Source organism: Streptomyces albus subsp. chlorinus (assembly GCF_013302895.1).
GTDB lineage: Bacteria > Actinomycetota > Actinomycetes > Streptomycetales > Streptomycetaceae > Streptomyces > Streptomyces chlorinus.
Map to the genome: position 1 here is coordinate 5,886,295 of NZ_VJOK01000001.1, position 20,569 is coordinate 5,906,863.

At 73.6% G+C, this 20,569-nt stretch carries 17 protein-coding genes; 10 read left to right on the forward strand and 7 right to left on the reverse strand.

Annotated elements, in window-relative coordinates; all coding sequences use genetic code 11:
* Positions 1-95: 95 nt before the first annotated feature.
* Positions 96-3,041, reverse strand: a complete 2,946-nt coding sequence (locus FM076_RS25570) for a SpoIIE family protein phosphatase (protein ID WP_428815016.1) — start codon at positions 3,039-3,041, stop codon at positions 96-98.
* 94 nt (positions 3,042-3,135) lie between these two features.
* On the opposite strand from FM076_RS25570, the gene yhfZ reads away from it, so the two are divergent.
* The 8 genes from yhfZ to FM076_RS25610 all read left to right on the forward strand — a co-directional run bounded on the left by yhfZ (position 3,136) and on the right by FM076_RS25610 (position 11,336).
* Positions 3,136-4,080: a GntR family transcriptional regulator YhfZ gene (gene yhfZ / locus FM076_RS25575; RefSeq protein ID WP_173873262.1), complete on the forward strand. Its 945-nt coding sequence runs from the start codon at positions 3,136-3,138 to the stop codon at positions 4,078-4,080.
* A gap of 250 nt (positions 4,081-4,330) precedes the next feature.
* On the forward strand, positions 4,331-4,705 hold the full coding sequence (locus FM076_RS25580; RefSeq protein ID WP_173873263.1) for a PRD domain-containing protein: 375 nt from the start codon (positions 4,331-4,333) through the stop codon (positions 4,703-4,705).
* Between the two features lie 108 nt (positions 4,706-4,813).
* Positions 4,814-5,170 carry a DUF2620 domain-containing protein gene (locus FM076_RS25585; protein WP_173873264.1) on the forward strand — a complete coding sequence of 119 codons (357 nt, stop codon included), beginning with the start codon at positions 4,814-4,816 and terminating at the stop codon, positions 5,168-5,170.
* A 40-nt stretch (positions 5,171-5,210) separates the two neighbouring features.
* Positions 5,211-6,611, forward strand: a complete 1,401-nt coding sequence (locus FM076_RS25590) for a YhfT family protein (RefSeq protein WP_345945222.1) — start codon at positions 5,211-5,213, stop codon at positions 6,609-6,611.
* 29 nt (positions 6,612-6,640) lie between these two features.
* The gene (locus FM076_RS25595; RefSeq protein ID WP_173873265.1) at positions 6,641-7,612 is read left to right on the forward strand and encodes a phosphotriesterase family protein; all 972 of its coding nucleotides are present in this window, start codon (positions 6,641-6,643) and stop codon (positions 7,610-7,612) included.
* Between the two features lies 1 nt (position 7,613).
* Positions 7,614-8,861, forward strand: a complete 1,248-nt coding sequence (locus FM076_RS25600; protein ID WP_173873266.1) for an aminotransferase class V-fold PLP-dependent enzyme — start codon at positions 7,614-7,616, stop codon at positions 8,859-8,861.
* Between the two features lies 1 nt (position 8,862).
* Positions 8,863-10,026, forward strand: coding sequence for an alanine racemase (locus FM076_RS25605; RefSeq protein ID WP_173873267.1), 1,164 nt, complete (start codon positions 8,863-8,865; stop codon positions 10,024-10,026).
* The gene (locus tag FM076_RS25610; RefSeq protein WP_345945223.1) at positions 10,023-11,336 is read left to right on the forward strand and encodes a phosphopentomutase; all 1,314 of its coding nucleotides are present in this window, start codon (positions 10,023-10,025) and stop codon (positions 11,334-11,336) included. Before FM076_RS25605 ends, FM076_RS25610 begins: the two co-directional genes overlap by 4 nt.
* Positions 11,337-11,798: 462 nt before the next feature.
* Here the strand turns inward: FM076_RS25610 and FM076_RS25615 are convergent, their stop codons facing one another.
* Positions 11,799-12,866 (reverse strand): MASE1 domain-containing protein, encoded by a 1,068-nt coding sequence (locus FM076_RS25615; protein ID WP_173873268.1) that lies wholly within the window; start codon positions 12,864-12,866, stop codon positions 11,799-11,801.
* A gap of 11 nt (positions 12,867-12,877) precedes the next feature.
* Entirely contained in the window at positions 12,878-13,750 is an 873-nt protein-coding gene (locus FM076_RS25620) for a PP2C family protein-serine/threonine phosphatase (protein WP_173873269.1), read from the reverse strand.
* A gap of 72 nt (positions 13,751-13,822) precedes the next feature.
* Between FM076_RS25620 and FM076_RS25625 the strand changes: the two genes are divergently transcribed.
* Positions 13,823-14,395 carry a VanZ family protein gene (locus FM076_RS25625; RefSeq protein ID WP_345945224.1) on the forward strand — a complete coding sequence of 191 codons (573 nt, stop codon included), beginning with the start codon at positions 13,823-13,825 and terminating at the stop codon, positions 14,393-14,395.
* A gap of 129 nt (positions 14,396-14,524) precedes the next feature.
* Here FM076_RS25625 and FM076_RS25630 read toward each other — a convergent pair whose 3' ends face one another.
* Positions 14,525-14,920: a hypothetical protein gene (locus FM076_RS25630; RefSeq protein WP_173873271.1), complete on the reverse strand. Its 396-nt coding sequence runs from the start codon at positions 14,918-14,920 to the stop codon at positions 14,525-14,527.
* A 409-nt stretch (positions 14,921-15,329) separates the two neighbouring features.
* On the opposite strand from FM076_RS25630, the gene FM076_RS25635 reads away from it, so the two are divergent.
* Positions 15,330-16,439: a DUF5954 family protein gene (locus FM076_RS25635; protein ID WP_173873272.1), complete on the forward strand. Its 1,110-nt coding sequence runs from the start codon at positions 15,330-15,332 to the stop codon at positions 16,437-16,439.
* Between the two features lie 40 nt (positions 16,440-16,479).
* Here the strand turns inward: FM076_RS25635 and FM076_RS25640 are convergent, their stop codons facing one another.
* The 3 genes from FM076_RS25640 to FM076_RS25650 all read right to left on the reverse strand — a co-directional run bounded on the left by FM076_RS25640 (position 16,480) and on the right by FM076_RS25650 (position 20,554).
* Positions 16,480-17,958: an amino acid permease gene (locus FM076_RS25640; protein ID WP_173873273.1), complete on the reverse strand. Its 1,479-nt coding sequence runs from the start codon at positions 17,956-17,958 to the stop codon at positions 16,480-16,482.
* Positions 17,959-18,211: 253 nt separating this feature from the next.
* Positions 18,212-19,216, reverse strand: a complete 1,005-nt coding sequence (gene argF, locus FM076_RS25645; protein WP_173873274.1) for an ornithine carbamoyltransferase — start codon at positions 19,214-19,216, stop codon at positions 18,212-18,214.
* 96 nt (positions 19,217-19,312) lie between these two features.
* Positions 19,313-20,554: an arginine deiminase gene (locus FM076_RS25650; protein WP_173873275.1), complete on the reverse strand. Its 1,242-nt coding sequence runs from the start codon at positions 20,552-20,554 to the stop codon at positions 19,313-19,315.
* Between the last annotated feature and the right edge of the window lie 15 nt (positions 20,555-20,569).

Here is a 20,569-nt window from a genome sequence, read left to right on the forward strand (position 1 = left end):
AAGAACGGCTTTTTTGCTGCGCCCGGAGGGACGCACTTTTCCTACGCGCTCCCGCACACCCGTGGACGCACAAGTGAGACTCGGCCTACGCCGGTTCACAGCGGCTCGTCGTCCCACTGGTCCAGCAGGCTCTCCTCGTCCTCGTCCTGCGGGGACGCCCCGTTGTGGAGGTTCTGTTCGGTCCACATCACCTTGCCGTGCGTGGTGTAGCGGGTGCCCCAGCGCTCGGCCAGCTGCGCGACGAGGAACAGGCCGCGCCCGCCCTCTTCCGTCGCGGCGGCACGGCGCAGATGCGGGGAGGTGCTGTTGCCGTCGGACACCTCGCAGGTGAGGTGGCGCTCGTACAGCAGCCGGGCACGGATCGGCTCGCTGCCGTAGCGGATGGCGTTGGTCACCAGCTCGCTGAGGATCAGCTCGGTGGTGAACGCGACCTCCTCCAGTCCCCACTCGGCCAGCTTCCGGGTCACCTGGGCGCGCAGCGGGGCCACGGCGCCGGAGTCGCGCGGCACGTCCCACTGGGCGACCCGCGCGGGATCCAGCACCCGGGTACGGGCCACCAGCAGGGCGACATCGTCGCTCGGCTCGGCGGGCAGCAGCGCGTCCAGCACCGCGCCGCACGTCACCTCCGGGGAGCGTCCAGGATGGCCGGACAGGGCCTCTTCCAGTTGCGCGAGCCCGTCGTCGATGTCCCGGTCGCGGTCCTCGACGAGCCCGTCCGTGTACAGGACGAGCCTGCTGTCCTTCTCCAGCCGCAGCTCCACCGTCTCGAACGGCGCGCCCCCCAGCCCGAGGGGCAGCCCGACGGGCACCTCGGGGAACTGGACGGTCCCGTCGGGCCGCACCACCGCAGGTCCGAGGTGGCCGGCACGGGCGACCGTGCACCGGCCGGAGACGGAGTCGTAGATGGCGTACAGGCAGGTGGCTCCCGTGACGGCCTCCCCGTTGCCCTCCATCGCCTGGTCCTGGTCGATCCTGTCGACCAGCTCGTCCAGGTGTGCCAGCAGCTCTTCCGGCGCCAGGTCGAGCGAGGAGAAGTTGAGCACCGCGGTGCGCAGGCGCCCCATGGTGGCCGCCGCGTGCAGCCCGTGGCCCACCACGTCGCCGACCACCAGGGCGACCCGGGCCCCGGGCAGCGGGATGACGTCGAACCAGTCACCGCCCACCCCGGCACGGGTGGGCCGGTAGCGGGTCGCCACCTCCAGGGCGTCCTGATCGGGCAGCCCGCGCGGCAGCAGACTGCGCTGGAGCGTGACGGCCATCGCGTTCTCGCGCGTGTAGCGGCGCGCGTTGTCGATGCTGACGGCCGCGCGGGCGGCCAGCTCCTCCGCGATGGCCAGGTCGTCCTCGCTGTAGGCCCCCCTCTCCTCGGTGCGCCAGAAGTCGACGGCCCCCAGCACCACGCCCCGGGCACGCAGCGGAACGGTGATCAGGGAGGTGATGCCGTAACCGAGGATCCGCCGAGCCCGTTCGGGGTCCTGCTCCCACCACTGGCGGGCCTTCCGCAGGTCCGCCTCCAGTACCCCGTGGACGCGCTCCTCCTCCGGCTCACCGCGCGCCGTGGTCACCGTCCTGGTGACCTCGCCCACCGGGTGGAGCGGCGGGTCCGCACGGATACCGCTGACCGCGATGCGGCGCATGTCCGTACGGGCCGCGGTGGGCTCCTCGCCGCGCGGCACCGGGTCGAGCAGCTCGACGGTGGCGTAGTCGGCGAACCGGGGCACCGCCACCTGGGTGAGCTCCTCGGCGGTGCGCACCACGTCCAGCGTCGTACCGACCCGCACGCCTGCCTCGTACAGCAGCCGCAGCCGCTCCCGCGCCACTTCCGCGCGCCCTTCGAGCGCGTGCAGCTCGGTGGTGTCCCGCAGCGTCGCCACCCGCCCCGGCGCGCCCTCCCCCGGCCGGGTGGCACGGACGTTGACCGCCAGCAGCCTGCCGCCCGCGAGGTGCACCTCGTCCGAGGCGGTACGCCCCGACGCCAGCAGCTCCGCCATGCCGGCGTCCAGGCCCAGCCGGTCGACCGGGCGCCCCTCCGCGTCCTCGGGCAGCTCCAGCAGCCGCCGCGCCTCGCTGTTGGCGAGCATGAGCCGGCCCTCGTCGTCGAGGATGAGCACACCCTCGCGCACGGCGTGCAGCACGGCGTCGTGGTGCTCGTACATCCGGGTCATCTGGGTGGGGCCCAGGCCGTGCGTCTGCCGTCGCAGCCGCCTGCTGACCAGCGCGGAGCTGCCGGAGGCGAGGACGAGCGCCCCGGCGGCCGACATCAGCAGCACGGGCAGCTGGTTCTTGACGCCCTGGTTCACCCGGGAGACGGTCACCCCTACCGACACCAGACCGGCGAGGGAGCCGTCCCGGCGGGTGAGCGGGACGGCGGTGTTCATGGTGCGGCCGCCGGTGGCCGCGTCGATCTCGGAGGTCGTGGCGTCGCCTTTCCGGGCCCGTTCGACGATGCTGCGGAAGGGGCGGACGACGCGCTTGCCGATCAGCTCCCGCTCCGGCGCGGTCACCCTGATCCCGTTCGGCCTCCAGACGACCACGTAGGAGACGTCGGTGGCCTTGCGCACCGCCTCGGCGCGCGGCTGCAGCGCGGCGGTGGGGTCCGCGCCGTCCAGCGCCTCCAGGACACCGGGGGACTCGGCGAAGGTCCTGGCGACGGCGAGCGACTCCTCCTGCGCCTGCTCGGTGCTGTCCCAGCGGGCGTGCAGCACGAATGCCACCACCACCGCGATCATCAGAACGACGATCACCAGCACCTGGAGGATGAAGACCTCACCGGCGACGCTGCGGGCACCGAACGGGAAACGGGAGGGCTCGTCGGGCGGCTGGGTCCGTTCCGGGGGAGGGGGCGGAGGCGGGCCGGTACCGTGCGAGCCCCCGGACGCCCGCGCGCTCCCGCCGGTGTGCCGGCCCCCGGAGTCCCGGCCGGGGCCGGAGTCCGGGCGGCCGGTGGCCGGGTCCGGTTTCCCCTCGGGGTGCGCGGAGGCGGGCGCCACCCGGCGGGGGCGTTCACGCCGAGCCGCTCGGCGCCCAGAATATCCGCGCATGCCCCTTTTTCTACCAGTTTCTTGCCTCCTGGGCGCTTGGTGATCCGGAGAAGGGGTCTTGTCAAGAATCCAGGATTCTGTTTACTGTTCCCTCGTGAACGGTTACGACGAGCGGTTCCTGACCCGCAACGGCCTGGCGGCCCGCCAGCTCGCGCTCCTCCTGCTGGAGTACGAACCGGAGACGCGCCTGCCCCGGGTACGGGACTTCGCGGAGGAGCTGGGCTGCGGCAACGGCACCGTCCAGGCCGCGCTGCGGCTGCTGGAGGAGGCCGGTGCCATCGAGACCGCCGCGCGCGGCCACCTGGGCACCTTCCTCGTGAAATCGGACCGCTCCGTGCTGTGGCGGCTCTCCGGGCTCGGCACCCTGCTCGCCGCCATGCCCCTGCCCTACTCCCGTCGCTACGAGGGCCTGGCCACAGGGCTGCGGGCGGCGTTCGAGGAGGCCGGAACCCCCTTCGCCATCACCTTCATGCGGGGAGCGGGCAGCCGGGCCACCGCGCTGCTGGAAGGCAAGGCCGACCTGGTGGTGCTCTCCCGCCTCGCCGCCGACCGGCTGATCGAGGAGCATCCCGAGGACCTCGCCCTGGTGGTCGATCTCGGCCCGGCCACCTACGTCGGTGCCCACGGGGTGCTGCTGCGGGAGGGGGGCTCGCTGGAGGCGCCCGGCCTCCGCATCGCGGTCGACCACGCCTCGGAGGACCAGCGGATACTCGCCGAACGAGCGTTCGCGGGGCGGGACGACATCGAGTGGATCGAGTGCTCCTACATGCAGCTGCCCGACCTCCTCGCGCAGAACAAGGCGGACGCCACCGTCTGGAGCCTGGACGAGGTGCACGGACGCATCAGGGAGGGTGTGGACGTGCTCCCGCTGGGCGACGAGATCACGCGTGACCTGGCCCTGCGCAACTCGAGCGCGGCGGTCATCGGCAGAGCCGAGAGCGTCGCCGCCCTGCACGCCATACGGGACGCCATCGACCCGGGGCGGGTCACCGAGCTGCAGACCGAGGTCGTCAGGGGAGACCGCATGCCCTCCTACTGACCGGGCGGCCGGCCGGCAGGCCCGCTCGCTCCTACGAGGCCGCCGCTCCCAGGGGGTACGCCCTGGCCCGCCGTCAGCGGGCAGGCGCCCAGGCGTTCCTGATCCGCCGCCGACACCGAGCCGTACCGACCGGACGGCCGCCCCCGCCCCCGGCACGGGCCGGCACCGGCACGGTACCCGCCGCGCCGGGTGGGGTCCGCCCCGAGAATCCAGAATCCCGAGTTCTGTGGAAAGTTGAGGAGGGAAGGCCGTGGACGACCAGCTCGCACTCCGCATCCAGCTCTTCCGTGATGGCGGCCAGGTCCGCCCGGAGGTGGCCGACTTCGTCGAGACCGAGCTGGCCGCGCTCGCCGGCGAGGGCGCGCCCGTCACCGAGGAGACGGCCGGCATGCTGACGAGCCATCTGATGATGGCGCTCACCCGGCTGCTCGACGGGGAGCCCATCGAGGAGTTCCTCACCGACGAGCAGGTCGCCGCCGAACTGGCCGACCACCCCTCAGCCGTCGAGCGGGCCCGCCGCACCGCCGCGCGGGCCGAGGCCGAACTCGGCGCCACCCTGCCCGGATCCGAGGTCAACTTCCTGGCCATGCACCTGGCGGTCCTCGCCCAGCGCGTCACCGGCTGATCCGCGCCGGCCGCACCCCGCACTTTCCTGTCCCCCGTCCCCGCACACCCACCACCGGCCGAGGCCCCGGACCCACCGGCCGCCCGGCGCACACGAGAGGCACCAGCCATGACCACCATCCTCACCGGCGGAGTCGGCAAGAACGAGGTCGCCAAGGCCGTCACGGCACTCGGCCTCGACGGCGTCCAGGCCGTCGTCTCCAGCGACATGGACGCCGCGATGAAGCTCCGCTCCGGACAGGCCGACTACTTCTTCGGAACCTGCCACACCGGCGCCGGCGCCTCGCTCGGCGTGCTCGTCGGCCTGATGGGGCAGCCCGCCTGCCACACCTTCGGCCGGTCCGTGCCCACCGAGGAGGAGGTCACGGCGCTGCTCGCCGAGGGCAAGAAGGTCTTCGGATTCTCCATGGACCAGCTCGAGGCCCTCGTCCCGCTGCTCGCCCGCGCCGTCGCCGCGCGCGCCTGACCGGGCCGCACGGACAACCCGGGCGTGAAGGAGCGACCCCGTGAGTGACCTCGCAAGCGCAGTGGGCGCCACCGGTCAGCTGGCCGCGGGAGGCGGACTGCACTTCTCGCTGCCCCAGCAGCTGACCGTCATCCTCCTGTGCGCGCTGACCGCGTTCATCTCGCACATGGCGCTGGCCGTCTTCAACGACGGCGTGCGTCCCTTCCTGCTGGATTTCGTCCAGGAGCGGACCACACGGTCCGCCACCACGGCGGTCTCCTTCGGACTCTCCGCCGGCTTCATCTTCGGCCTGGGCGCGCCGATGGCCCTCTCCTCCGGCGTCCTCAACCCCTGGCTGCTCTTCCTGCCGACGGACGTGCTGGGCCTGCTGGCCCCCAGGAAATGGCTCGCGCCGCTGCTGGGCGCCGGCTGGGGAGCGGTCGTCGTCTTCGGGCTCAACGGCGCCAACGAGGTGGCGCACGACCTGCCGGTGGACTTCCTGACCGCCATGCAGCAGATGTCCACGCCCATCCTCTTCCTCTTCACGCTCTTCCCGGTACTGGCCATCGCCAAGCAGTTCGGGCGGGCCTGGGGAGCGGCGGCCGGAGCCGTCGAACTGGCGCTGGTCGTCATGACGATGAAGCTGTGGCCCGAGATGTTCGCGGGTGCCCTCGCCATGGCCGTCGGCGTCCTGCTGCTGATCGGGCTCGCCGTGCGGCGGGACCTCACCCAGCGCAGGGCCGACCGCGAGGCCGCCGGTGACGCGGCGGACGGCTCCGCCCCGCCGGCGCCCGGCGCCGCGTCGCGGGAAGCGGCCGACGACCCCATGGCCTCGCTGTTCAGCGCCAGCGCGACCCGGCTGCGCCGCTATCTGCCGCTGTTCATGGTGCTGGGAGCCGGTGTGTGCCTGCTGGCGCAGATGCACATATTCGGCGGCGGTGAGGCCACCAGCTTCCTCATCGCCAAGGGGCACTACGCGGAGGCCGCACAGGTCGACTTCTACCGGGTCTTCGGCTTCGTCCCGCTGATCGCCACGACGGCACTGGCCTCGGGGGCCTACGGCATCGCCGGGTTCACCCTGGTCTACCCGATCGGCTACCTGATGCCGAACCCCGTCCTCGCGGTGATAGCCGGCGCCGCCGTCTTCGCGGCCGAGGTCCTGGCCCTCTCCTCCATCGGCAAGGTCCTCGGCAAGCTGCCCAGCGTCCGCGACTCGTCCGAGTACCTGCGCAACGCCATCACCGACAGCCTCCACCTGGCCATCCTGTTCGGCTCGCTGATGGCGGCCAACGCGATGGGGGCGGGGCTCGGCATCCTCGTCGTGGGCGGGCTCTACCTGCTCAACGAGGCGATGGGACGCCCCGTCGTCCGGATGGCGGCGGCACCCGCGGCGGTACTCGTCGGCGGCATCCTGCTCAACCTCCTCCACTGGCTCGATCTGTTCACCCCCGTCAAGGGCTGAGGCCGCGCCGCCACCAGGAAGGTCCCACCATGGCCACCACCCCCCACCCCCTCCCCGAGCGGCTGCTGCGCACCGTCACCGGCCCGCTGTCCGTCGAAGCGGTCCGCGGCCCCGCCCTCGCCCACGAGCACCTCGTCCTGGACCTGGACCTCAAGGGCGACGGGGCCGCCGTCCTCGACGCGCGCCGGCACGGACCGGCCATCCGCTCGGAACTGGCCGGGCTGCGCGACGCGTTCGGCCTCGCGCTCGTCATCGAGCTGACGTGCCGCGGCATGGGCCGCGATCCGGACGCGCTCGTGCGGGCCGCGCGGGAGACGGGGGTGGCCGTGGTCGCCGCCACCGGGTGGTACTACGAGCCGTTCCACCCGGCCGAGGACCTGGCGAACGCCTCCGTCGCGCAGCTCGCCGACATCCTGGTGCGGGAGATCGACGAGGGGCTGGGCGGCACCGGTGTCCGTCCCGGCGTGCTCGGCGAGATCGGCAGCCATGGCGAGACGCCCAGCGAGCCGGAGGCCCGTTCGCTGCGGGCGGCGGCCCGCGCCGCCGTCGCCCGTGACCTGTCCGTGGTCACCCACGCCCAGCTCGGGCACGGCGGGGCCGCCCAGCTCGGCCTGCTGACGAAGGAAGGGCTCGCCCCGCAAAGGATCTGCGTCGGCCACCAGGACCTGCTCGCCGAGCCGGCCCTCCACCGCCGGCTCGCCGAGGAGGGCGCGTACATCGCCTTCGACACCGTCGGCAAGGAGAGCTACCAGAGCGACGAGGTGCGTCTGCGGCTCCTCCTCGCCCTGCTGGAGGCCGGGTACGCCGACCGGGTGCTGCTCAGCTGCGACATCTCCCGCCACGGCTACCTGATGAGCGAGGGCGGGCAGGGCTACGGCCATCTGTTCCGCTCGTTCCTCCCCGCCCTCCGCGCGGCGGGGGTGGACGAGGACCTCATCGACCTGATGACCCGGCGCAACCCCCTGCGCTTCCTGACCGGTGCGAGCCCGGAGGAGATCTGAGATGGCGGCAACCCCTTCCGCGCCCTCCGGCACGACACCCCCGCCGCTGCCCGAGACGTATCCGCTGGCCACGGTCTGTCTGGAGGACGCCGTCCAGCGCCAGTTCCGGCTGCTGGAGGCCACCGCGGCGCACTTCGAGGGGCAGGAGCTGTTCGGCGCGGACACCGGCGTGGTGCCCGGACTCGGACGGCCGCGGGCCACGGCGCGCGTCGAGGCCGTGCTGGCCGACTACTTCGGCGCCGAGGACGCGGCGCTCGTCCAGGGCGCGGGCACCGGTGCCATACGGGCCGCGCTGAGCGCCGCCGTCGGCCCGGGAGAGCCCCTGCTCATCCACCGGGCGCCCGTCTACCGCACCACGGCGGTGACGCTGCGCGGACTGGGCGCCGAGACGGTCGAGGCCGACTTCAACGACCCCGCAGCGCTGCGTGCGGCCCTGGGCTCCGGCCGGTTCCGGTGGGCGTACGTCCAGCACACCCGGCAGCGTCTCGCCGACTCCTACGACCCCGGTGAGGTCCTGGCCGCCTGCCGTGCCGCGGGCGTCCGCACGCTCACCGACGACAACTACGCCGTCTTCCGGGTACCCGCCTGCGGGGTCGAACTGGGCGGCGACGCCTCCTGCTTCTCGCTGTTCAAGCTGCACGGCCCCGAGGGTGTCGGCGCCGTCGTCGGCGCCCGGGACCTGATCGCCCGTGTGCGGCGCGACAACTACTCCGGCGGCGGCCAGGTCCAGGGCCACCAGGCGCTCGACGCGCTGCGCGCCCTGACGCACGTACCGGTGATGTGGGCGGTGCAGTCCCGTGTCGGCACCGAGGTCGCCGACCGTCTCTCCGCCGGAGAGGTGCCCGGTGTCACCGGGGTACGCCTCGCCAACGCGCAGGACCGGTGCCTGCTCGTGCGGCTCGCCGCGCCCGTGGCCGGGGAACTGCCGCAGGTGGCGGCCCGGTTCGGTGCCGCGCCCTACCCCGTGGGCTCCAACTCCCGCTACGAGGTGGCGCCGCTCTTCTACCGCATGTCCAGCTCCACCCTGGACGACGCGCCGGAACTGGCCGACTGGGTGGTCCGGATCAACCCGATGCGGGCGGGCGCCGATCTCGTGCTGGACATCCTGCGGCGCTCCCTGGAGGTGCTCATGGCCGGGCGCTCCGGCGACGGCACCCCGCGGCAGCCCGCGCCACCGCCCGGGACCCCCGCGCCGGACGGCCGCCCGGCACCCGCGCCCGCCCCCCAGCCGCACCGCACAAAGGACTGACGTGTTCCTCGACAGCCTTCTCACCCGCAACCCGGGGCTCGCCGACGCCGCGGCCGACCTCCACCGGCGCGGTGAGATCCCGCCCGACACCTACGTCATGGACCTGGACGCCGTCGCGGAGAACGCCGCCCTGCTCGCGGCCGAGGCCGAACGGGTCGGCCTCACCCTGTGGTTCGTCGCCAAGCAGTTCGGCCGCAACCCCGAGCTGATCCGGGCCGTCGCCCGCTCCATCCCCCGGTTCGCCGCCATCGACGCGGGCGAGGCCCGCCTGCTGCACGCCACGGGCGCCCGCGCCGGAAACCTGGGCCACCTCGTGCAGATCCCGCACCGGGCGCTGCCCGAGATGCTCGCCTGGCGGCCGGAGACGGTCACCGTCTACGACCTGGCCAACGCGCGGGCCGTCTCCGCCCACGCGCAGCGCCTCGGCCTCGTCCAGGACGTCCTGGTGCGGCTCGAAGGCGCGGCCGGCAGCGTCTACCCGGGGCAGGAGGGCGGCGTGCCGCTCGCGGCGCTCGACAAGTTCGCCGAGGAGGCGGAACGGCTGCCGGGCATCCGGCTCGCCGGGGTGACCGCGTTCCCGTGCGTCCTGTGCGACCCCGAGACCGGAGTCCCGGCGCCCACGCCCAACTTCGACCTCGCGGTCCGGGCCCGGGACCTGCTGGCCGCACGCGGACACCGGGACCTCAAGCTCAGCGCCCCCAGCGCCACCTGCGTCGCGGGGCTGCCGCTGCTCGCCCGGCTCGGCGCCACCCACGGCGAACCCGGCCACGCGCTGACCGGCACGACGCCGCTGCACGCGCGGGACGCCACCCAGCCCGAACGGCCGGCCTACGTGTACGTCACCGAGGTCGCCCACACGCTGGCCGACGGGCGGCCGGCGCTGTTCGGAGGCGGCTTCTACCCGCGCTCGCACATCGACTCGGCCCTGCTGCCCCGCACCGGGCTGCGGCTGCCGGTCCGGGGCGCGCCCGCCGAGAACATCGACTACTACCGGCTTCTGGAAGCGCCCGAGCCGGGCGGGGACGTGCGTGCCGGTGACACGGCGCTGCTGGCGTTCCGCACACAGATCTTCGTCACCCGCTCCACGGTCGCGGTCGTCGCCGGCCTCTCCGCGGGGACACCGCGCCTGACGGGCCTCTACGACGCGCACGGGAGGGCACTGTGACCGGGAACACCGTGGCGCACGACCGCGCGAGCGGGACCGGTAGCGGGACCGCGGGCCGGACCGGCGGCCGGGAGGGGCGGGGCCGGACGGTCGTCGTCGTCATCGACGGGTTCGGGATCGGCGCCATGCCGGATGCGGGCGCGCTGCGGCCGGGCGACGCCGGGGCCGACACCTGCGGGCACGTCCTCGACCACGCGCGCGAGGCGTTCGGGCGGCCCCTGCGGCTGCCGGTGCTGGGCGCGCTGGGTCTCGGCCTGGTCCATCCGCACCCGGACCTGGCCCGCCGCACCCGGCAGCCCGTCGCCGCCGGCAGGGCGGCGCTCGGCTATCCGGGCGCCGACACCTTCGCCGGGCACCAGACGATGATGGGGGCGGACTTCAGCAGGGTGACGGTGGCGCGGCTCGCCGACCACCTGGAGGAGGTCACCGCGGCGCTGCGCTCGGCCGGCCACCGGGTCGGGCTGCTGGACGGCAGGCCGCTGCTGGTCGTCGACGGCGGCGTCCTGGTGCACGACAACCTCGAAGCCGACCCGGGGATCAACTGGAACACCTCCGCACGGCTGGACGACTGCGCGTTCGACGGCATCCTCGCGGTCGCCCGCACGGTGCGCGAAGTGGCGCCCGTGGCGCGGGTCATCGCGGTGGGCGGCCACGCGGACGGCCCGCTGCCCTCCTTCGTCCGCGACGGGGACGGCGGGACGGTCGGCCTCGACACCCCGGCGAGCGGCTTCTACCGCAACGGCGGGCTCCAGGTGCGGCACCTGGGCGCGCGGCTCGACCACACCCGCCAGCTGCCTGATCTGGCGGCGCGGGCCGGGATACCGGTGACGCTCGTCGGCAAGGCGGCGGACATCCTGGCGTGCGAGTCCGCCGTGCGGCATCCCGCCGTGCCCACGGCCGACGTCCTCGGCCACACGCTGGAGGCGGTCCGCGCGCCCGGGGAGGCGCTGGTCGTCGCCAATGTGCAGGAGAGCGACCTGGCGGGCCACCAGCAGGACCCGGAGCGGTACGCGCGCATACTCGAACAGGTGGACGCCGGGCTGGCCGGACTGGTCGCGCTGCTGGACCGGCCCGGTGACCGGCTGGTGGTCACCGGCGACCACGGCAACGACCCCACGATCGGCCACGCCTACCACACCCGCGAGTACGTGCCGGTGCTCATCCACCGCCCCGGCGCCCCCGCCGTCGAGCGGCTGCCCGACGCGGACAGCCTGGCCGACGTGGGCGCGACGGCCGCCGCCGCCCTCGGTCTGGACCCGACGGGCCTGGCCAACGGCACCCGGATACCGGAGCAGGCCGCGGTGGGGTGAGGGACGGGCTTTAGCGAAGGGGCCCCTTTTCCCAGCGGGGGCTGGTTCGCCTCTCCCGGCAGGGGCTGGTTCGCCGGCGGACCGGTCTGCCCGCGGCGCGCGACCGGCGCATTTCCGCTGCCGGTTTCCGTTGTCGGTTTCCGTTGCCGGGAAGCGGGACCGGACGACATGGTTCGAACCTCGTTCCTGCGGAATGACGTACCGCTGCGGCCGGGGCGTCCCGTACCCCGCCGGCCCGGGAGCCTCTCGCCCACCTGGCCCCATGGCCTCCCGGCGAACGGCTCGGGCGACGGCGGTCCGACGATGGTCTGACGCCGGTCCGAGGATGATCCACGGCCGATCCAAGGCCGACCCGAGGCCGATCCAGGGCCGATCCGAGGCCGATCCAGGGCCGTCTCAAGGCCGACCCAGAGCCGTTCCAAGACCGACCCAGGGGCCGGAACCAAGGCCATCCGAGGCCCGTCAGCCCTGCCGCTGGCCCGTGCGGCCGCCGGCCGGGAAGGAGCGGGGGCCGCGGCCCTGCGGGGCGAGTACGTCCACCATGTCGGCGAGGTCCTCGCAGGCGGCGGCGATCCTGCGCTGGGTGTTGCGCTTCTCCGCGGTGACGGCGGCCAGCAGCAGGGCGGTCAGCGCCGCGGAGCCGTTGAGTGCCTGCAGGGTGATCATGCCCTCGATGAGGTTCTGCCGGGCGAAGACCCCGACGCGGTCGGTGGCCGCCCACGTCGCGGAGACGGACAGGATCGCCGTGCACACCGCGGCGCCCGCCAGCTGGAACCGCAGCGCCGCCCACACCAGCAGCGGGTACACCAGGAACAGCAGGCTGACGGGGCTGCGGGTGACCAGGGCGGCCAGCAGGACCGTCGCCACCCCCAGCGCCGCCGCCTCCGCGATCTGCGCCCCGTCACGCGGTCGGCCCAGCTTGCGGAGCGCGAGCAGCAGCGGTGTGACCACCAGGACGCCCACCGCGTCGCCCGCCCACCACGCCGACCAGACGGGCCAGAAGTCGTCCAGCGTCAGATAGTCGCCCGCGACGGTCATCATCGTGCCCACGGTCGCGCTGACGAGCATGCCGGGGAACGCGCCGAGGAAGACGAGGCTCACGCCGTCCCGGAGCCGGTCCAGCTCCGGCCGGAATCCGGCACGCCGCAGCAGCAGGCACGAGAGCACCGGTGCGAGCGTGTTGCCCGCGACGAACCCGGTCGCCGTCCAGCTGAGCGGGCCCATGTCGGTGACCACCAGCAGGGCGCCGAGCGTCACGCCGGGCCACATCCGCAGGCCGAAGGTGAGCAGACCTGCCACGGCGACCCCCGTCGGCGGCCAGAACGGGGTGACGACGGCGCCCTCGACGGTCACCTCCCGCAGCAGGCCGAGGAGCCCGCCCGCGTAGTAGCACAGCGCGATCAGGACGACGCGCAGCAGGTAGCCGGCGAGCAGCCTGGTCCTGATCCCGTCGGGGCCGCCGCCCGCCGGGGCGGGGGAGCGGGCGGGCGTCTGGTTCGCGGTCGTCTCGCTGCGTGCCACATCGCTCATCACACAGCTCATCACACAATGCCGGGCGCCGCACCGGCCGTCTGACACGCCTCCGGGCCGTCGTGGCTGAGCACCAGGACGGCGGCGTCGTCGCTGTGCCCGGTGCACTCGGCGACCTCCATGACCCGGTCGGCGAGCGTCTCCGGTTCCTCGGCCACACCGTCCCGCAGGACCCGGGCCACCGCCGCCAGGCCCTCCTCCAGCGGGAAGCGTGGCCCCTCCACCACCCCGTCGGTCAGCAGCGCCAGCGCGCCGGGCTGGGTGAACCGGTACTCGGTGACGGGGTACGCCTCGCCCGCCATGACGGCCAGCGGCAGGCCGATCTCCTCCTCGGCGTGTTCGATGACGCCGCACATCCCGTCGGCCCGGGCCCACACGGCACCGGTGTGCCCGGCGCGTGAGGTGCGCACGGTCCAGGTGCGGGGGTCGAAGCGCAGGAAGAGGCAGGTGGCGAAGAGCGGGTTGTCCGTCGCGACCAGCAGGTCGTTGGTGGTCCGCAGGATCTCGCCCGGGTCGGCGGCGCCCATGGCGGCCACCGCGCGCAGCACGATCCGCACCTGGCCCATGTAGGCCGCTGCCTCGACGTCGTGGCCCTGCACGTCCCCCACCGAGAAGGCGAGGGTCCCGTCGGAGAGCCGGAACCCGTCGTACCAGTCGCCGCCGATGTCCAGGCCGCTGCGGGCCGGCGCGTAGCGGGCCGCGACCCGCAGCCCGGGCGCGGTCGGCAGGGTGGAGGGCAGCATGCCGCGCTGGAGGGCCTCGGCCAGCTCCACGCGGGCCCGTTGGACCTCGATCTCCTCCCGGACCCTGGCGGTGAGCCGCCCGAGCTGCGAGAGCAGATCGTCGGCACTCGCCGGACGGGCGTGACGACGCCGGCCACCCATGGGACGAGCCTAGACGCGAGCGGGTACCCGTGCGCGGCGAGCGCGTACGTTCGGTGACGGAAGGTGATGCTCATGACAACCAGTCGACGAAGTCCCCGCCAGGGCCCGCTCCGCCTACTGGGACGCGTCCTGGCCGTGGTGCTCGCCTTCGCCGCGATGGTGGTGTTCGCCGCGCTGCTCTCCCGCGCGACGCTGGAGCCCCGGGCGGGCGCCGAGGGGCTCACCCATACCAACCTGCGGCCCGGCGCCTCCCTCCGCGGCTACCTCGGCCAGCCCTCGCCCGCCACCGTGCTCCAGCAGCTCGGCGGGAACGTCCTGCTGGGCGTGCCGTTCGGCGTCCTCCTGCCGGTGATGGCGCCGCACATGCGGGGCTTCGCCAAGGTCACCGTCTGCGCCGCGCTGGTGATGCTGCTGGTGGAGACCGTGCAGGGCCTGTGGGTGACAGGGCGCGCCTTCGACGTGGACGACGTGCTCCTCAACGCGGCCGGCGCGCTCCTGGGCTACCTGTGCGTGGGCCGGCGCCTCAGCCGCGCCGTCCACGTGCCGCGCGGGGCGCGAGGGGAGCGGGGCGTGCGAGGGGAGCGGGGCGCGCGAGGGGAGCGGGGCGTGGGAAGTGCGCCGGGCGCGCGCGGCGTCGGGAGCTGACGCCCTGGAGGCCGGATGCCGGGTCCCCGGCCCCCGAATCTCCAACGCCCGGCCCCCGCCCCCCGGCCCCCGGCACCGGTCTCCAGTGCCCGGTTCCCGGCACCGGGTCGCCGGGGACCCCGGCCGGCCTCAGGCGCCGGATCGTCGGGGGCGGCGCCCGGACGTGCCCCCGCCGTACAGCCCCACCACCGAAAGGGCGCCCCAGCCCACGGAGACGGCCACGGCCTTGCCACGGGGTCCGCGGGGAAGGGTGGTACCCAGGAGCACCGCGTCGCCGAGGTCCGCCGCGAGGCGCAGCCAGGCGGCCGTGCGCAGCGCGGCGCCCTCCGGGGCCAGGGCGAGGGCGAGCCCGCACGCCGCCTCGCGCAGACCCAGGGGGCGCAAGGAGGTGCGGGTGTGGGCGGCCGTGCGGCCTTCCGCGTCGACCAGCCCGGAGGGTTCGGCCAGCAGTTGCGGCCGGGCCGTGACGGCGAGCCCGTAGACGGCCGTGGCCACGCCGACCGCCCGGAGCAGCCCTGTTCGCATGTCACCCTCCGCTCTCCCGTACGGCCCCGTGGGGCCCTGTCGTACGGCCCCGTGGGGCCCTGTATGGCTTGTGCGACCCGGTGCGACGCGACCCGCGAGGCATTCCGGCGCACGGGAGTTCGCGTACACCCGTACGCACGCGTACACCCGTACACACCCGTACACGCGCGTACACGCGTACGTGCACCGAAACCCGGCTCTCCCCAACTTCCCGTCCGGAACCGCTTCCACGCACGGAACCGCGCACCTGCCCGGGCATCGGGAGCCCAGGCCGTGTACGGGGATCACAGTCACCGCACCCCTTACATCGCCCGGTCGGAGGCGTCCGCACGTATGCGCGATTTGTAGGGAACGGGGAAGTGTGTCCAACTCGCCCCGCACGTACGGTAGTCGTGCGCATACTTGCGGCATGCATGGTGAGCATGACAGTGACGATGTGCCGGCTTACCGGACGATCAGGGTGGCGCCCGCCGTGGAGCCCGTGGCGGCGCTGGCGGACGAGGAAGCGTGGCTGGCGCGGGACCGCTACCCCGTGCTGATGGGGTTCCGCCCCGTCTTCGGCGTCGCCCGCGAACGGGAGCAGGGCGGCTGGCAGCTGATGACCTCCTGCGGCTCGCCGACGCCGCAGACCGCCCGCGACGGGCTGGCGGCGCACTTCCGGCGCCGCGCGCACGAGGCGGAGGAGGCGGGCGACGAGGAGACCCGCGACGCCTGCCAGGCCGCTGCCGAGCGCCTCGACTGGGAGGTCGTCGACGAGATGACCGTGCTGGGCGAGCGCTACCGGGTCGTCCGCGCCGAGAACGTCATCCGCTCCGGTCCGGACGGTCCCGAGCCGCCCCGCCCCTCGGACCCGGACCCGGCCGAGCCGGGCAACGCGAGCAAGCTGCCCGACCGCACCGAGGGCTTCGTCCTCGACACCGTCATCCCCACCGGGCCCTCCGAGGGCATCCTGAAGGCGGAACTCCTCGCCCTCGCCCACCGCGAGGGCGACCCGCCGCAGGTAAGGGAGGACGCGCGGCGGGCCGCCGTCACCCACCCGGGCGGCGTCCTGCTGCCGCCCGTCTTCCTCTTCGCCGAGGAGGAGGGCGGGGCCTGGCGCTCCGAGACCGGCGACGGCGGCACGCCGCAGCAGGCGCGCGACTCGCTCACCATGCTGCTGCGCGTCCTCGCCCCCGCGATGAAGGGGCTGGACGAGGCCACCCGGGCCGTCTACAAGGAGGCGGCCGACCGGCTCGACGCCGAGCGCGGCGTCGAGCTGCGCTTCGCCGGACGCCATCTGCGCCTCGTCCGCGTCGAACGCTTCGTCCGGATCGGCCCCGACGGACCCGAGGGTCCGCGTCCCAGCGACTACGACCCGGACGAGCCGGTCATGGTGCAGGAGGAGCGGCTGCGCGCCGAGGGCGGGCTCGCGGACGACGAGGACGCCATGGAGGACGACCCCGAGTTCACGGCCCGGATGGAGCTGCTCCAGCGCCTCTCGCAGGAGGAACTGGCCCGCCGCAGGGGGACGGGGGAGTAGCGGCGGCCCGGCCCGCCGCAGCCCGCCGCCACCACCACGCTCAGCGCGCCCCGGTCGCCCCGGTCGCCGCAGGGGTGGCGGGGGCGGCGGCGGGCTCCGGCGTGGTCTCCTGGGGTCCGGTGTGCGCCAGGCGGGAGCGGCGCCGCCCGTAGCAGGAGTACAGCACCAGTCCGAGGGCGACGAAGACCGCGAACTGGACCCAGGTGACGAGCGGAAGCCCGTACATCAGGTAGAGGCTGAAGGCCACGCCCAGCAGCGGGGTCACCGGGTGGAACGGCACCCGGAACCGGCGCTGGAGTGAAGGGTGGGAGCGGCGCAGCGCCAGCACGCAGATGTTGACGACGGCCATGATCGCCAGGGTGCCGATGACCGTCATGTCCAGCACCACGTCCAGCGGGACGACGGCGGCGGGGACGGCGAAGACGACGGCGACGATCCAGGTGTTGGCCACCGGGGTGGAGGTCTTCGGCGAGACGCGCGCGAACACCTTGGGCATCAGCCCGTCGCGGGACATGGACATCAGGATCCGTGTCTGCCCGTACATCACGGCCAGTACCACCGAGGCGATGGCCACCACGGCGCCCAGCGCGATGACGGTGGAGCCGAGGGTGGAGCCGGTGGCGTGGTTGACGATGAGGGAGAGCGCCGCGGGCTTGCCGCCGACCTGCTCCCAGGGCATCGCGCCGAGTGCCGCCACCGACACCAGGCAGTAGAGCAGCGCCACGCAGCCGATGGTCACCAGGATGGCCAAGGGGATGTTCCGGCGCGGGTTCCTGACCTCCTCGCCGGCGGTGGAGATGGCGTCGAAGCCGATGAAGGAGAAGAACGCCAGCGAGGCCCCGGCCCCGATGCCGCCGATGCCCTCGGGGGCGAAGGGCGTCAGGTTGCCCGCCTTGAACGCGGTGAAGGCGATGGCGCAGAACAGCACGAGGATGCCCACCTTGATCACCGCCATGGCGGCCGTGGCCCGCGCGCTCTCCCGCACGCCCCGCACCAGCAGCACGGCGGCCAGCAGCATCACGACCACGGCGGGCACGTTGACGACGCCGCCGTGTCCGGGGGCGTCGGCCAGGGCCGCGGGGATCCGCCAGCCGACGGTGTTGCCCAGCAGCTCGTTCAGGTACTGCCCCCAGCCGATGGCGACGGCGGAGACGGAGACGCCGTACTCCAGCAGCAGGCACCAGCCCACGAGGAAGGCGGCGCGCTCGCCGAGGGAGGCGTAGGTGTAGGAGTAGGAGCTGCCGGAGACCGGGATCGCGCCGCCCAGCTCGGCGAACGAGAACGCGGTGAAGACGCAGGTCAGCGCGGCCAGGACGAACGAGACGATGACGCCGGGTCCGGCTTCGGCCACGGTGTCGGACAGGCCGACGAAGATGCCGGTGCCCACGATCGCGCCGATGCCGAAGCACACGAGCTGGAACGGGCCGATCGTGCGCTGGAGGCCGTGTCCTTCCAGGTCGGTGCCGGACTCGGAGACCATCTGATCGGGGGACTTCAGGCGCAGGCCGGTGCGGGGCATGGGGACTTCCGTAAGCGGTGCGGGGGTCGTGCACGGGGGGGGCGGGCGCGGGGACGCCCGCCGGGCCCACGAGGAGCCCGTGAGGAGCCCACAAGGAAGGGCCCGGGCGGTGGCCCGGACCCTTCGAGGCTGACTCCATCGTAACGGCCGGTCCTGCATGATCCCGCGTTGTGGCGTATGACTATGCACACATGTGTGCCGCGTTGATCACGCGCACACGGCCGCCGCCGGCCGTCCGCGCGGGGCCGCCGCCTCAGCCCAGCGTGGCGACCAGTACGGCCTTGATCGTGTGCAGCCGGTTCTCGGCCTCGTCGAAGACGACGGAGTGCTCCGACTCGAACACCTCGTCGGTGACCTCCAGCGAGGTCAGCCCGTGCCGCTCGTGGATCTCCCGGCCCACGGCCGTGCCCAGGTCGTGGAAGGCGGGCAGGCAGTGCAGGAAGCGGACCTGGGGATTGCCGGTGGCGCGCAGCACCTCCATGGTCACCGCGTACGGGCGCAGCAGCGCGATCCGCTCGTCCCACACCTGTTTCGGCTCGCCCATCGAGACCCATACGTCGGTGGCGAGGAAGTCCGCCCCGCGCACGCCCTCCTCGACGTCCTCGGTGAGCGTGATCCGCGCGCCGGTCCGCTCCGCCAGTTCGCGCGCCCGCGCCGTGACCGACTCCTCGGGCCACAGCGGGCGCGGCGCCGCGATCCGTACGTCCATGCCGAGCAGCGCCCCCGTCACCAGGTAGGAGTTGCCCATGTTGTTGCGCGCGTCGCCCAGGTAGGCGTACGAGATCTCCTCCAGGGCCCGTCCCTGGGGAGCGTGCTCGGTCATCGTCAGCACGTCCGCCAGCATCTGGGTGGGGTGCCACTCGTCGGTGAGCCCGTTGTAGACGGGTACGCCGGCGTGGGCCGCCAGCTCCTCGACGATCTCCTGCCCGCTGCCGCGGTACTGGATCGCGTCGAACATCCGCCCGAGGACGCGGGCGGTGTCCTTCACCGACTCCTTCTGTCCCAGGTGCGAGCCCGCGGGGTCCAGGTAGGTGGTGTGGGCACCCTGGTCGGCCGCCGCCACCTCGAAAGCGCAGCGCGTCCGGGTGGAGGACTTCTCGAAGACCAGCGCGACCGAGCGGCCCCGCAGCAGCGGGCGCTCCGAGCCGGCGCGCTTGTCCCGCTTCAGCTCGGCCGCGAGGGAGAGCAGGGAGCGGAACTCCTCCGGGGTGAAGTCCAGTTCCTTGAGGAAGTGGCGGCCTGCGAGGTCTGCTGCCATGTCGGCTCCCTGGCGTGTGCGCGGCGGCGGTCCGGTCATCCCGTAATTCTATACGGCCCTACGAATCTCTATGCAAACCCGGCTTCCTCCGCGGCGTCACACCGCGTCCCGCTCCACCGGGCAGCTCATACAGCGCGGCCCCCCGCGCCCCCGCCCCAGCTCACTGCCCGGGATCTCGATCACCTCGATGCCCTCCTTCCGCAGATGGGTGTTGGTGGTCACGTTCCGCTCGTACGCCACGACGACCCCGGGCCGCACGGCGAGCACGTTGCAGCCGTCGTCCCACTGCTCCCGCTCGGCCGCACGCACGTCCTGGGTGGGCGTCAGCACGCGGATCCGGTCCAGCCCGAGAGCCGCGGCGATGGCGCGGTGCATGTGCTCGGGCGGATGGTCGGAGACCTTCAGCTCCGTGCCGCCCGCCCCCGGCTCGATCGTGTACGAGCGGAGCATGCCCAGCCCCTCGTACTGGGTGAAGGTCTCCCCGTCGACCATCGTCATCACCGTGTCCAGATGCATGAAGGCCCGGCGCTTGGGCATGTCGAGCGCCACGATCGAACGGGCCGACCCCCGCGCGAACAGCCCGCGGGCCAGCGTCTCGACGGCCTGCGGCGTCGTGCGCTCGCTCATCCCGACCAGCACGGCGCCGTTGCCCAGCACCAGCACGTCGCCGCCCTCGATGGTCGAGGGCGAGGGGTACCCGGACTCGCCCCCCGCCCAGGTGTGGAAGCCGCCGGACTCCCCCTCGGCGGCGAAGAGCGGATGGTGCCGGTAGACGGCCTCGAAATGGACCGTCTCCCGCTGGCGCGCGGGCCACCGCATCGCGTTGATGCACACCCCGTCGTAGACCCACGCCGAGGTGTCGCGGGTGAAGAGGTGGTTGGGCAGCGGCGCGAGCAGGAAGTCGTCCTCCTCCATCACGTGGAAGCGCACCGAGGCCGGCTCGGCGCACCGCTCCAGGTACTCCCGCTTCGTCATGCCGCCGATCAGCGCCTCGGTCAGCTCGGCCGTCGGCATCCGGTCGAAGGAGGCGCGCAGCGGCTCGGTGGCCAGCGGGCCGTACTCCCGCTCGTCGAAGACCCGGTCCAGCACCAGGGCTCGGGCGGCGGGCACATCGAGGGCCTCCGCCAGCAGCTCCGCGAACAGATGGACCTCGACACCGAGTTCGCGGAGCGTGTCGGCGAACGCGTCGTGCTCCTGGCGGGCACGGCGCACCCACAGCACGTCGTCGAAGAGGAGGTCGTCCTTGTTGGTGGGGGTGAGCCGCTTCATCTCTAGGCCCGGCCGGTGCACGATCACACGGCGCAGCCGCCCGGTCTCGGAGTCGACATGGAATCCCATGGGCTCATCCTGACG